Consider the following 13585-nt stretch of genomic DNA (forward strand, 5'->3'; position numbering starts at 1 on the left):
TCGAGGGCGGCTTCGTAGTGGTTGAGTTATTTGTTCAGTTTGTCGCGTTCGCGGTCGAGCTCGCGCTGGGCGGCCGCCTCCTCGCGTTCGCGGGCTCTGGCCTCGCGCTGGGCTTCCTTTTCCTCGTCCTTCTTCTGAAGGAAGTCGGCGGTCAGCTGCAGTTCTCGGACGCGGGCGTCGTGGTAGGCGTCGGAGATGCGGATGCGCATGGTGGCGCCGAGCCTGGCGATGGTCTCCCGGCTCTTGTAGAGTCGGTCGACCAGTGAGGCGAGGCGGTGGGGGCGCATGGTGCGGACGGCGTAGTCGGCTTCGGCGTTGTAAGCGCGGAGGAACCCGTTCACACTCACCGTGCACTCCCCTCCCCCAGCACCACCTCGAACAACATGGCCGGCAGGAACGTCAGCGTTCCTGCCCGCCGGACTCCTTCTGGGATGCTGCCGCCGACTATCTAGCCGGGTTGCCGGCCTGTTGTAGCAGGACGGCCTCGTCGGTGGCGTCACGCATCCGGAGACCTCCAGGGCGCCATGAGGCTGTACCGGTATGCCGAACAGGCCAGCACCCTTCTCCCCGGCCTGGCCGATTGCCTCGCGAAGACAGACTGGGAAGCAGGCCGCGCCATGATCCTCCAGCGGGTCAACTCAGGCTACTGGCGCGCCGGACATGAGATGGCAGCTTTCCTCGGAGAGGTAGAAGGACAGCGGATGCGTCGATACGGGCTCGAATCGGACGGCTCACTCTCCGATCCTTGGGGCTCACCGCGCACAGATCCGGCTTGAAGCCGTTGGTGCGAAGGCGAGGGTCAGCGCTATGACCGGACTCAGCGCCGCCAGGAAAGGTGCTCTCGCAGGAGCTGTCCCTCCCCCAGGCGGTGACGCCAACGAGGGAAACAGCCGCCTTACGCGTAGACCAGGGTCGCGTTCACTGTAGACGCCGCGGTCGCCCCAAAAGCTGTCTCCCGAACCGCCTTCTCGACCGCTACACCGGCGGCTCAGAAAGGCTGCGCAGCGTCCGCTCCAAGTGAGCAACACATGTCGCACCAAAGCTAAAAACACAGGTAAACGGCTCTACGAACGATTCCACCCAACGCATGTCGAGACCACCTATGGCAAGCCCACGGCCACCGGTTGCGCTCACAGAATTGAGCAATACCAAGGCCAGAACCCCCTGCCCTGCTCATCCTTCGACGAGCAGCAACAGCGGCCCTGATGAATCCGACAGCCGCGCACCTGGCCTGCCGCAACAAATTCCAGCAGTCCAGGAGCTCGCCCTGGCCGGCCTGCCGGTGCCCGACACCCTCTCCTACGCCAACGCCCCGCTGGAAGGCGTCCTGCACAGCCCACAGTTCCAGGCGCCATGCGTGGTCAAATCCGTGTGCGGCAGCAAGGGCCGGCAGGTCTTCCTCGCACCCGACACCCAGATGCTCCACGACGTCCAAGGCAGCCTCTCCCAGCAGACGCCCCTGCTCTTTCAGGACTATCTGGAACACTCGCACGGCCGGGACCTGCGCGTCGTCGTGGTCGACGGCGAGCCGGTCGCCGCCGAACTGCGCACCTCGCACAACGGCGCCTTGCAGTCCAACCTTGCCAAGGGCGGCCAGGCCACGCTCTGCGCCGGCCGCTACCCGGCAGCGGAAGAACTGGCCGTACAAGCGGCCCGAGCCCTGGGCCTGATCATCGCCGGGGTGGATCTACTCTTCAGGCCCGACGACACCTTCATGGTCTGCGAGGTCAACGCCGTCCCCGGATGGCGGCCGGACATGACCAACGTCATCCCGGCCATCACCGCCTGCCTCGCCCGCTCACTCGACACCGCCACGCAGTGAACCAAGAACGGAACACAGCGCTGTGGCGCCACAGAGCAACACGCCGAGATATGCCCCAGGACCGTGGTGAGCACCTCACAGCCCACCCGCCCACCAGGCAAAACACCCTGCCAGCCACACAGGCCAGGCACTCACCAACGCCCTGCCGGCCCACTCACCACAGGGGTACGCCGGAATCACCGGGCATCCCCGCACCCCTGCCCTCCGCGTGCACGTGCTAGGCGAGGGCCTGCACGCCGCTCTCCCGTCCGGGCCAGATCACCCCGCCCGGGACAACCACACGCCCTCGCCCTGACGGCCGAACCCGCCGGTGCGCCGGGGGTGTCAGCGGGCCTTCACGCCGAAGCTCCCTCACGCAGAGGGATCATGCCGATACTGGCTCGCCAGGTCGCGGAGTGCCTCGAAGTGCCGGAGCTGGCTACCGCGTGACGGCGGGGGCGCAGGCACGTCATGGCTGATCCCCCGTGGCCCGTCAGTTGCTGTGGAGCCGCTTGGGCAGCAGGAGCATCAGCGCCCACATCGTGGGGAGTGTGCCGACGACGTACCAGAGGCTGTTGGCGAATGCGGTGTTCACGGCGGGGCCGCGGGTGCCGGCGCTGATGTCGGTGAACGGGACATCGGACAGGTCGAGGGCGCGGGCGCCGCACCCCCGATGACCGAAGAAAGACTTGGAGCAGGGTGCGCGGTCCGGAGATCGCCGTGCAGGCGGCCTCTGTTGGTTCTCCGGCCGGTTGTCATATGGCGGTGCTGTGGCCTGCTGTTCTCCTTCCAGACCGTGGCGGAGGGGTTGAGTCTCAGGATCGTGTCGCTTCCTTCGGCCGCCTCCCGATGGGGTTGAGCAGGTCGTGCGCGATTCAGATCGAGGCTCGGAGGGCCTTTTGCAGGAGCTCGCCGAACTGTGCGGGGTGCGTGGTCAGTCCGATGTGCCCGCCGGGGAAGTGCTGGAGCTCCGTGCCGAGACGTTCGGCCAGGAAAGCTGCCGAGCGGTAGGGCAGCTCGCCGTGTGAGTCCTGGCCACCGGCGATCACGAGCCGGTGCGACAGCTCCTCCAGCCGACGGATGTCCGGTGAGTAGGACATGAAGCCGGGCACGATCCGCCCGACGAAGTACGGCAGGTTGGTCATCGTCTGCTCGGCCCGCGCCGCTGCCTGGGGCGGAAGCTGGGGCTCGGCCTTCGGTTCGGTGGTGTCGCCGTCCTTCTTCAGGCCCGCGGCGAACACGGCCATCGCCGGCATGAGCCCTTGGGTGCGGAAGGTGTCCCGCACGTGTGCGAGGAGCGCGCGGTGTTCCGCCGCGTCCGGCAGGACCTCCACTACGGGCGGCTCGTGCGCCACCACGCGTGCGATGCGTTCGGGGTGGGCGGTGAGCAGGTGCAGGGAGGCGATGGCGCCCGAACTGGCGCCGAATACCAGGGCGGGCTCATCAGGCGACAGCAGTTCCAGCATCCGGAAGGCGTCATCGGCGTGCTCGGCCACGTGCTGCTCGGCGTCAGGGTCGTCCAGCGTGCTGCGGGACATGCCGCGAGGGTCGTAGGTGGCGACTGTGTATGCGGCGGCCAGGTCGTCGGCGATGCCGTCGAAGGATGCCGCGCCACCCGTCCCTCCGGGAATCAGCAGCACGAGCGGGCCCTGGCCTCGCACTTCGTAGTGCAAGGTCGCACCGTTCACACGCAGGCTGCCGATGGTCGGGGCGGTCATGAGGAGTCTCCTTCTCGGGACGGGGGCCAGTGCTCCAGGAGGGTGTGCAGGGCGTCGAGCGCGCGGGTCCAGGACTGCTGCGGCGAACGCTCGTGTGCGAAGCCGCCCGCCGCTTCCAGGGCGACGAACCCGTGGAACGTGCTGCGCAGCAACCGGACCGCGTCGGTCAGGTCCGGCTCGGCCAGTCCGTAGCCGCGCAGCATGCCGTAGGTCAGCTCGACCGCCCGCCGTGGTCCGGGCGCCCTGGCGGCCAGCTCGGGGTCGATCTGGATCGGGGTCTGCGTTGCCGTGTAGCGGCCCGGATGCTGGTGGGCGTACTCCCGCCAGGCATTGGCGAAGGCGACGAGCGCGTCCTTGCCTGCTCGCCCGGCGGTCGCCTCCGCGATGCGGATGGTCTTCTCATCCGCCGCCAGCAGGGCGATCCGACCGCGCAGATCTTCCAGGCTGCGGACGTGCGTGTAGAGGCTCGCGTCCTTCACGCCGAGCCGCCGCGCCACTTGCGACATGGTCACCTGGTCGAGCCCGACGTCGTCCGCCAGCTCTGCGCCCGCGACCGTCACCCGCTGCGCTGTCAGCCCGGCCCGCACCATGTACCCTCCCAAGATCCTTGAGGTCCTAGTTTTAGCCTAGGGGTCCTAGGAAAACAATGGGGGGGGCGCAGGCAACAAGGGCGTCCGCGGGGGCACGGACTGCCTGTCAGTTCCTCGGTTGGCTCGTCAGAGCATCACGCTGTGAGCCCGTTGCCTGTGCCGGCCCGCGGCCTCGCCGCCCGGAGGGCAGCTTCGCGGGAGGCTCCGCCGCGGGCTCGGAAGGGGGATCTTGTGGGTGTGGGCCCATCTCGCCATGCTGGCGGTGCTCATGCCCTTCTCCTGGGCGGGATCGGGCAGGATCCGGCGGCGGTGAACGTACTGTTCGATGAGCCAGTCGCGGTCGATGGTTCCGCGGGGCTTGTGGTCCTGCGGGCCGGCGCGGAGCGGGATGCCGTACTCCTCGGCTAGGTCGGCCAGTACTGAGCGGGAGAAGCCGGTAAGGGCGGCGATCTGCTGCAGAGATCGGTGTTCGTCGAGGTAGAGGCTGGTGCTCCTGTCGACACACCCACGGGAGCACCACTTCACTGCTCCACTCGAACAAGCGACTGTCACCACCTGCGCGTCTCACGTCGGTGTCGCATCCGACTCTGATCCGACGTCACCTCTGATTCCGACACGAAATCTGAGACCCCACAGCCTCCTGGGTCAGGTGCGGGCCATGCCCAGGAAGCGGGAGCAGTGGGCCTGGAACGCGACGCCGATGGTGGCGGTGGGTCCGTTGCGGTGCTCGCCGACGCTGATGGTGGCTTCACCGGAGCGCGGGGACTCCTTGTCGTAGACGCCCTCGCGGTGCAGCCGGATGACCATGTCCGCGTCCTGTCCGATGGCGCCGGACTCGCGCAGGCCGGAAAACCATCGGCTTGTTGTCCTGGCGCTGCTCGGATCCGTGGTGGCGTGGGGCCAGGGCGATCTCCGGCACGCGCAGGGTCTTGGCCAGGAGCTTCACCCCTCGGGACATCTCCGAGACGTCTTCCTGCCGGCTGCCGTTGCGGCGGGTGCCGAGTGGGGTCACGAGCTGGAGGTGGTCCACGATCACCAGGTCCAGGCCTCCGGTGGCGTCAAGGCGGTGGGTGAGGGTGCGGATGCCGGCCAGGGTCGGGTTCGGCGAGTCGTCGGCGTGGAGAGCGGCTTCGCCGATGGCGGGCAGGCGCCGACCGACGCGCGCCCAGTCCTCGTCGGTGACCGTGCCGCCGCGCAGGTCGTGCAGTCCTGGCCATCGTCCACTGCCCGGCCGGCATCCCGAAACCGATGGCGAACGACCCGGGAACCGCCATCCAGGACGGAGAACTGACGGCGCTGTGCGGGCTGCTGGACTTCGCCACCCGGACGTAGACGCCACACGCGCGGCCGGCCGGCGGGCTGAAACGCGTGCCGACCGTCGCGGCGTCGCCGCCAAGCGGGGCGACCGGACCGCACTCCACCACAGGTGCGGGCCGGTCTCATCCACCCTTCGGGCCCGTGCGGACGGGGGAAGCCGCAGGCCCTTGGTTGAGCGCCCCATGTGCTCCCCGCCCATCTGCCCCCAAGCCCGCACACCATGCCCGCCCCATGTCACCCGGACAGACGAGGTGTGAGGCGCGGACTGTGGGGCAGACGGGCGGCAGCGCCGCCGTCGACGGACAACCCCCCGAGTCGTGGACGGCGGCGACGGCTGGTGGCCGGTGGATGGTGGGCCGCCTGCGGCCCCCCATTCCGCAGGCGGCCCCCCACCGGAAAGCCGCGAGGAGCAGGCAGCCGCTGGGTGAAGCCCGCTGTGAGCAAAGGCGGCCGCGTCGCCAGCGGGCGTCAAGATGAGAAGCGGTGGCGGTGAGCTTGCGGTGGGCGGCTTCCAAGGTCCCGGGTGTGAGTAGTCGGTGTACGGGAAATCCTGGTGAGAACGATCAACGATCATGGTCGGCTGGCGCGCCGGCCGGGGGTTCCGCCGGGCATGGCGGAAAGACCCCCGGACCGGCGCCGGCCGCCCATCAGCTCCTCGACCAGGGACGGCTTAGGGAGTCGGGTCACCGGGACCTGGTCTAGTCGACGCCGTCGCTCGCCCCGCTCTCCGGGGGCATCCCGCCACACCCGGTACTCCGCCGGCTCGACCACGCCGTCCTCGCGGTTGCGGTAGCAACAGCAAGAGCAGGCGCGGCAAACTCACCCCCGACAAACTCGCCGCGCTCGCCGGCCTCGGACTGGAGTGGGCGGCATCCTGACACTGTCAGGCGGACCCCGGGCGCCGTGTTCGGCCCGGGGCCCTTCGCTGTCCCCGGCCGGCGGCATCACACACGAGCGCGTGTAAGCCCTGGGATCCGGACCACTCCCCTGTCACCAGCACCCCCGGGCCATGCCCACCGGACGCCACCCCCCAGCCACACCACCCCGGGCACCACCAAGCCGCGCCCCAGAACCGTGGTGAGCACCACCACGACGAGCAGAGGACGGGGGCGCAGCCGAGCACCACCACGACGAGCAGGAGGCGGGGCGCAGCCCACGACGAGCAGGGAGCGCCTGCGCGGCCGGGCACCACCAGGCCTTGCCCGAGGACCGTGGTGAGCACCTCACAGCCCACCCACTGACAAGGGAAAACACCCTGCGAGCCCTACAGCCCGGCTCACCCACCACAGGCCTGTCGGCGCGCTCACCCCCGGGGGCGTACGCTGCGCGCGGTCCCGACGGGCGCGAGGCGGCTCTGGTCAGCGGCCGCCCATGAGGAGGACCCGGAGACGATCCTCGAAGCGAAACCATGACAGCCACGCCCGCCACCCATACCACCCCGTGTCAGTTGCCTGACTCCCCCGAACACACCGCCACCAGGAGAACCACACCCACCTGACATGCCGTCACTGACGCCCATCCACCCACACCCGCGTGACCGGGCGCCACCGGGCGGTCGCCCGGGCATCGGCGGCCCACGCGACCGTGACCGGCCGGTGCAGACAGCCGGCACCTATCTACGTGCAGGTCAGCGTCGGCCGCTCCACCGCGGCCTCCGCACCGTCGTGCCGCTGCGCCTCACCATCAACACAGGATCCGGGGTCGCCGCCGAACCCGAAGGGTGAGCGAAGGAAACGGCCTGGCAGGGGCACCTCCGTGGCGCCGCCCCTTTTCCCGTGCGCAAGACACCCCTCGGGCCGCCGACAGGTCGCCCCTCCGCGGCAGGGGGCCGACGCCTGGCTGTGACCCGTCGTGCCGATGAATCCCGCTGTTCCTGGTGCGCACGGCCGTCGTGTCAGCCAGTGTCGGGCGACGACGGGTTCCCAGCCGCGGCTCTGTGCGCCTGACCCGCCTGCGGAGAAGCCTCGCACCCCCTTCTGACCTTGGCCATGACCTCAGGAGTAATCGACCCCTGCCCAGGCGGACGGGCATGTTGGTCCCGCACGAGCGGTAACGGGCCGCATCGGGCGGGAACGAGACGAGGTACGGAAATGTTCACGGGTCGGCGTGGTGTGGTGGGAGTCGCGGTGGCGGCGGTCCTCGCGGGGGTGGCGACCTCAGCGGCGGCGCTGCCGGGCGGTGGGGAGACCGCCGCCCAGGGCGACTGCCCGCAGGTGCGCGCCAAGGTCGAGCGACTGGAGGGCCGGATCACCCCGAACGCCTGCGCGTTCATGCGGCGCCAGATCGCCTTCGGTGAGCTGCCGACCGGCGCCCCGCCGGCCATCGGGGACCTGAGCCACCCCCGGGTGAAGGCCTATCTCGACATCTTCGACGAGGAGGCCACCCTCTGGGAGGCGGGCAGCGCCCCCCAGCGCGGCCACACCGTGATCGGCACCTCTATCACCGGCTCCCTGCGGCTGGCACCCGACCTGCGCTACCGGGGCACGGACGTAGTGGCCGACGGCAGTGTCATGATGTTCGGCCAGTGGAACGAAATCACGCTGAAGGGCCACAAGGTGGCCTACCCGCAGATCGCGCGCAATGTCCTGGGCGACGACGGCAAAACCCTCCAGGCCCGCCGCTACTACGACCGCTACGCCCTGTTCCGTGACACGGTCCCGGAGCTGGCGCCCGAGGCCCTGTTCGACGGGATCGCGGACCTCGGCCCGGCCCCCCGGGGGCCGGCGCCTGAGCGCCTGCGGGCTGCGGAGATCCCGGACCGCCTGGCAGCATGGAACGGGGAGGACGTCGACGTCCTGCTCGCCCGGAGGGGAAACGCACGGCTGTCGGGGCCAGGGCTGGACGCTGCGCTGACGACGGAGACCGGCAAGCGGGCCTACCTCCAGCGGTTCTTCGACACGGCGGACGTCCGCTTTAAGACCGGCCAGGCCGCCTTCGGCAGAACCACCACCTACATGGAGTGGCACGGCACGCTCTCCGGACCGAAGGGCAAGGACATCCCGTTCGGGATCGTGGAACGCTTCGGCCCGGACGGTGAGTGGGAGCTGTACTTCGACACCCTCCCGCTGATCGCCGACCAAGCCGAGATCGGCGCGCTCTTCCAGAAACTGGCCCAGCCTTAGCCTGCTCCGTGTCTACCGGCCTCGAACGGTGTCTCGAACCGGATCGCTCGCCAGAGGGTTCGCCGGACGTGGCGGCGGCTCTCGTTGGATCACGTGCTCCGGCCAAGGTGTACGGATCACGCCGAAGGCCGTGAGAATGAGTCTGCTGCTCGATGCTGCCCGGAGGGAGGGAGGCGTTCGCGCAAGCGTCACGCTTCCCGGGCGCGTTCGATAAGTGTCGGACCGCTCGGCGCGACGAGTTGTCCGAGCCCGGGGGCGCGGTGCTGTGTGCGGACGGCGCCGTGAAGTCCCCGGTGGACTTGACACTGCCGCCCCGAGCATCGTCATGGGCACCAAGCGATGTACGGCGGCCCGGGCAACGAGCGCACGATGAACGACTGCCACGTTCCCCCCCTTGTTGTTGATGATCCGGGGGGTGGTGTCACCGGGCTCGGAGGCATCACAACGGACCGCTGATGAGGGGCTTGAGCACCGGCTTCACCTGAGCCGGAAGAGCTCTCCGTAACGTGGATGTGGCAGCTCGGTGCCCAGGCAAGGCCGGACGATAGCGTGATGGAGGGGGCTGCACGTGATCGACACCGGCGACATCGACGTCTTCCTCAGCCTGGACGTCGGCAAGGGCGAGCACCACGCCACCGCCGTGACACCGGCCGGGAAGAAGGCGTTCGACAAGCGCCTGCCCAACACCGAACCCAAGCTCCGCGAGCTGTTCGCGAAACTCCAGGCCAAGCACGGGACCGTGCTGGTCGTGGTCGATCAACCGGCCTCGATCAGGGCCCTGCCGCTGGCCGTTGCGCGAGACATGGGCTGCCCCGTCGCCTATCTGCCGGGGCTGACGATGCGGAGGATCGCCGACCTCTACCCGGGTGAGGCGAACACGGATGCGAGGGACGCGTTCATCATCACGGACGCGTCCCGGGCGATGCCGCACACGCTGCGGGCGATCGACGGAGAGGACGAGACGAGCGCCGAGTTGGAGATGATCGTCGGCTTCGATGACGACCTGGCCGGCGAGGCGACCCGGGTCGCGAACCGGCTCCACGGCCTGTTGACGCAGATCCATCCCTCGCTGGAACGGGTGCTGGGGCCGCGGTTGCAGCACCCGGCCGTCCTGACGCTGCTGGAACGGTTCCGATCTCCGGCCCAGATACGCAAGGCCGGCAGACGTCGACTGGTCACACTGCTCCCGCCCAAAGCGCCGAGGATGGCCGAGCGGCTGGTCGAGGAGATCTTCGCCGCCCTGGACGAACAGACCGTGGTGGTGCCCGGGACCGAGGCGGCCGCACTGATCGTCCTGAGCCTGGCCGGATCCTTGGCCACCGTCCTTGACCAGCGGAAACTGCTGGCCGGGCGGATCGAGGAAGTCCTGGAGGCCCACCCTCCTTCCAAATTCCTGACCTCGATGCCGGGAGTCGGCGTCAGGACCGGAGCCCGCATCCTGATCAAGGTCGGCGACGGCAGCAACTTCCCGACCGCCGGCCACCTCGCCGCATACGCCGCCGGTCTCGCCCCCGCAACCCGCAGTTCCGGGTCCTCGGTCCACGGCGAACAGCCCTCCAGGAGAGGAAACAAGCAGCTCAAACGGGCTTTCTTCCTCTCCGCGTTCGCCGCCCTCGGCGACCCGGCAACGCGGTCCTACTACGACAAGAAGATCGCCCAGGGCAAGCACCACACCCAGGCCCTGCTCTGCCTCGCCAGACGCAGGGCCGACGTCCTCTTCGCGATGCTCCGCGACGGAACCTTCTACGAACCGCAGCCGTCTGCCTCAGCCACCTGACCTACGGGTCTGCGAGGAGAACGATTCGATCGGCCTCGACATCGAAGCCGAGCACTGGATGGCCATAGTGGCCTTCCGGGTCCATCAGCACGGGCTTGTTCAGCCGCCTTCCGACCTCTCGCAGGAAGCCGCAGAACACATCAAGTCGATCCTGGCCCTGCAACTCCCGCAGGTCGACGTCGAAGTCGACTTCGTCGTCGGCATGGAACCGGAAGATCGCCAGCACATCGGCAGTCGGCCAGACCCGCAGGTTCGGGCACCCGGCGTCCGCCGGGCGGGCCAGCACAGCCTCCGCCCGGGGCACCGGAAGCACCGTCTCTCCCTCGGAGTACTGGCACTTCCAGCCCTTCTCCGCGACAAGATCGAGGACCGCCTGCCAGTCCTGCACCGAGGCACCCGGGACACGCATGTCCGGCAACGCCCCCATCAAGTCCGGGTCGAAGAAGGAACTCACGTCATCCCACAGCAGATCAGCCACCGCCACACCGTCCGCTCCTTCACATGAAACGCTTCCGCCATCAACCCGACATGCCGGGACGACAGCACACCACCCGCCGCGACGCCAGAAGCCCACGCACTGCCGGCCCGCGAAGAACCCTGGCCGAAGCCTCCAGCAGCCCCGCCGTCTCCCCCGACACACGAACACCCCACTCCACCCCTCGATCAGACCGGGGCCACCCGTCCCGCTGCATAAGAACTCTCGAACCCGAGACAGCATCACCCCCATGAGACAACGCCTCATGACAGTGCAACCTCCAGCCCCACGACAGTGGCAAACACCGAGCGACCACAAGCTGACCAGCCACGAAGACCCACAACCCACGACCACAGCCACTGACACCCACCACCACTGACACCAACCCGAAAGACCGCACACCGAGCCTCGCTGTCAGGCCGACCCTGGTAGTCGAGGTGGCAGCGGGCGGTCAGGCGTCCGGGTCGACTTCGGAGTGCGTGAACCGCAAGGGCTTGCCCAGCGACCGGGCGTATGGCTTTGTTCATGAGAACGGACGGCCGATGTTCACGACTTCGGGGGGCACCGAAGCACACTGAGGATTCGAACGATGCTTGAGTTTCGCCCCGAGAGTCGACTGCCTAGGCATGGCAGGCGGTGTGCGGCGGGCCTACCTGCCGACACCCATCCGGGCGTAGCCGCGGCGTTCCGCGATCTCGTGTGTGCGGCGCCGACTGCTTCAGAGTCGCGCAGGCAGCGGCTCAGCGGTCGCCCGTGTGCGGGCGGACGGGAGGTGGCAGTGGCTGGCGCCAGTCGCCCAGTCTCGTGAGGAGAAACTGGCGGGCGAGAGAACGTATGTCGTCCCACACGGGATCTGTGGCCAGGGCGTTGTCCCAGAGGCCGACGCGGCCGCCGGCATCGATCTCGCCGAGGCGACGGCCGATGGCCCGAAGGTTGTGCAGATCCTCAGGCGTGAAGACTCCGCGCTCCGCAAGTCCTTCTGAGACGCGGCAGAGTAGCTCTACCTCTTCAACGACGCCCTTCGTCTCCTCCTCACGCTTGCCCAGCCAGGCAAGTTGATCCTGGGTGTCGGCTGCCAGGAGGGTCATAAAGCGCATTGTCCAGCTGCGCAGGCGTTCGTCGCCGAGATGGTTCACACGTGCAGGATCTCACCTGGCTTCCGCAACCGCGTTCGAGGGCACGGAGGGCAGCGGCCGGCGCGGCGCCCCGTGGAGGCTGAAGCTCGAATGCCGCTGCCGTAATCGAACAGCACCGGACAGAAGTGCCTCCCGAAGTCGTGAACATCTGCCGTCCGTCATACAAAGCCGGGCGTAGGTAATTTCGGCTCGGGTGCTGTCTCCGATGTAGTCGCCGACGACGAGCACCTCATCGGCGAGCCGGATCTTCGCCCGGTGCAGATCGTCGAGTCGGACCTTCAGCGCCTCGGCCTCGACGGGATCGGACCAAAGCGTGTGCGGCGACTTCATGTCACAGCCCGGTTTGCCGACGATCTTCCCGGCTGTGGTCTCCCGCAGATCGGCCTCGTTCATCTCGGTCATGAAGCGCGTGGAGCCGCAGATCACGACGATACGCGGGAGGCCCAACAGCTTCTTCGCGTCGGCGAGCTTCTCCTCGGGCGTAAGCGGTTGCGGATGTGACACTGGTTCCTCCTGATGGTGCGGTCCAAGGCGTGCCTGCAATCAGCAGGCCCATTCACCTGGGAAAACAGGGGGCAGACCTATCAAGGTCATGGGCCCAACTCGCCATCGTGAGTCCTACTCACCAGCCGTACCCCGTCCGACTCGTGCAGGCGGAGCGGGAAGGAGGGGGCGGCCCGGTGGTACTGCTCCCAAAGCGCGCGCTGGGCACCGGACCTCGCCCGCGCACGCCCTACCGGCACCGGCTGGCACAAACCCCATCTCCTCGTTCATGACCCGGTGGCCGAGGTCAGCGGGGCAAGGGCGGAACGGTCTCCGAGGTGCCCGCGTGTCGGTGACCCACGTGATGACCCTTGCAGGTCAAAGACCCTTGGTAAGCACGGTGGCAAGTGCGGTGGTGAGTGGGGCTCAAGAGCGCAAGGCGGACGACGGCCGGCTCCGTGGAGAGGGAGGGAACGGCAGGATGCTCGAGGCGTGCACGCCATGGTGCGGGGGCGTTCTCAGGGACGTCCGGCCCATGCCAGGTGGTGGGACGCGACATGCAGCCCTTGGCGCAGACGGCCGCGCAGAACGCCCACGCGCATTCGGCCCTCCACGACCCGCAGCCCCCGGTCGGACGGGACCAGGAGACACCGGTTGATCAGGAGCGGCCGGTGGAGGACCAGACGATGAGGTCCTGGTCGACGCCGGCGACCTTCATCACGGGGCGCAGGCCCGGCGTCACCTCGCGGGGCACCGTCGCCGGGCCGAGCTTCTCGCAGACCTCGGTGGTCATCGCCAGGGTGTAGAGGGTGCCGGCGGCGACAACGTTGCGCAGCAGACGCCGGGTGTCCAGGGCGTACAGGAACCGTTCGGCCGCTGGGCCCGGTTCAGGATCATGCAGTGCGTGTGCAGAAGGGGCACTCGTCTCGGTTCTCGAAGTGGTTGAAGGCCGCGACGACCAGCCCGGTGGTTTGGCTCGCTCGCGGCCGGAGGACCAGCGGACTTCCGTGACTTCCTCCTCCAGCCACCGCAGCGCCGTCTCGATCGCCCGGTCGTGTGCCGTCTCGTTGACCGCGCCCGCGCCAGCCCAGCTACCGCGGAGCGACCGAGCGGCGTCCACAGCCACATGGGCAGGCCCTCCAACACCTGCGCCCCGCCGACACCGC

General features: G+C 68.7%; 9 protein-coding genes and 3 pseudogenes. 4 read left to right on the forward strand and 8 right to left on the reverse strand.

The features are described 5' to 3' along the window. Positions 1-26: 26 nt before the first annotated feature. Entirely contained in the window at positions 27-347 is a 321-nt protein-coding gene (locus tag ACFY7C_RS36160) for a DUF4041 domain-containing protein (RefSeq protein WP_389659710.1), read from the reverse strand. Between the two features lie 791 nt (positions 348-1138). Here ACFY7C_RS36160 and ACFY7C_RS36165 point away from each other — a divergent pair. Further along, positions 1139-1822, forward strand: a complete 684-nt coding sequence (locus tag ACFY7C_RS36165; RefSeq protein WP_389659713.1) for a RimK family alpha-L-glutamate ligase — start codon at positions 1139-1141, stop codon at positions 1820-1822. 854 nt (positions 1823-2676) lie between these two features. On the opposite strand, the gene ACFY7C_RS36170 is transcribed toward ACFY7C_RS36165, so the two are convergent. The 3 genes and pseudogenes from ACFY7C_RS36170 to ACFY7C_RS36180 all read right to left on the reverse strand — a co-directional run. Next, positions 2677-3519 (reverse strand): alpha/beta fold hydrolase, encoded by an 843-nt coding sequence (locus ACFY7C_RS36170; protein WP_389659716.1) that lies wholly within the window; start codon positions 3517-3519, stop codon positions 2677-2679. Next, complete coding sequence (locus ACFY7C_RS36175; protein ID WP_389659937.1) at positions 3516-4109, reverse strand: TetR/AcrR family transcriptional regulator; 594 nt, start codon at positions 4107-4109, stop codon at positions 3516-3518. The genes ACFY7C_RS36170 and ACFY7C_RS36175 overlap by 4 nt, the downstream gene beginning before the upstream one ends. A gap of 645 nt (positions 4110-4754) precedes the next feature. Next, positions 4755-5316: pseudogene (locus ACFY7C_RS36180) on the reverse strand (DnaB-like helicase C-terminal domain-containing protein); the annotation flags it as partial. A gap of 2200 nt (positions 5317-7516) precedes the next feature. On the opposite strand from ACFY7C_RS36180, the gene ACFY7C_RS36185 reads away from it, so the two are divergent. From ACFY7C_RS36185 to ACFY7C_RS36195, 3 genes and pseudogenes are all read left to right on the forward strand, one after another. Next, the gene (locus ACFY7C_RS36185; RefSeq protein WP_389659719.1) at positions 7517-8548 is read left to right on the forward strand and encodes a hypothetical protein; all 1032 of its coding nucleotides are present in this window, start codon (positions 7517-7519) and stop codon (positions 8546-8548) included. A 152-nt stretch (positions 8549-8700) separates the two neighbouring features. Then, positions 8701-8896, forward strand: a pseudogene (locus tag ACFY7C_RS36190) (transposase); the annotation flags it as partial. A 220-nt stretch (positions 8897-9116) separates the two neighbouring features. Next, positions 9117-10325, forward strand: coding sequence for an IS110 family transposase (locus ACFY7C_RS36195; RefSeq protein ID WP_389659721.1), 1209 nt, complete (start codon positions 9117-9119; stop codon positions 10323-10325). Between the two features lies 1 nt (position 10326). Here ACFY7C_RS36195 and ACFY7C_RS36200 read toward each other — a convergent pair whose 3' ends face one another. The 4 genes and pseudogenes from ACFY7C_RS36200 to ACFY7C_RS36215 all read right to left on the reverse strand — a co-directional run bounded on the left by ACFY7C_RS36200 (position 10327) and on the right by ACFY7C_RS36215 (position 13545). Further along, positions 10327-10803: a hypothetical protein gene (locus ACFY7C_RS36200; protein ID WP_389659724.1), complete on the reverse strand. Its 477-nt coding sequence runs from the start codon at positions 10801-10803 to the stop codon at positions 10327-10329. Positions 10804-11540: 737 nt separating this feature from the next. Further along, the gene (locus ACFY7C_RS36205; RefSeq protein ID WP_389659727.1) at positions 11541-11936 is read right to left on the reverse strand and encodes a hypothetical protein; all 396 of its coding nucleotides are present in this window, start codon (positions 11934-11936) and stop codon (positions 11541-11543) included. A 168-nt stretch (positions 11937-12104) separates the two neighbouring features. Beyond that, positions 12105-12440: pseudogene (locus ACFY7C_RS36210) on the reverse strand (hypothetical protein); the annotation flags it as partial. Between the two features lie 637 nt (positions 12441-13077). Then, positions 13078-13545, reverse strand: a complete 468-nt coding sequence (locus ACFY7C_RS36215) for a relaxase domain-containing protein (protein WP_389659730.1) — start codon at positions 13543-13545, stop codon at positions 13078-13080. Positions 13546-13585 lie beyond the last annotated feature (40 nt).

Source organism: Streptomyces sp. NPDC012769 (genome assembly GCF_042901205.1).
In the GTDB taxonomy this organism is placed as follows: domain Bacteria; phylum Actinomycetota; class Actinomycetes; order Streptomycetales; family Streptomycetaceae; genus Streptomyces.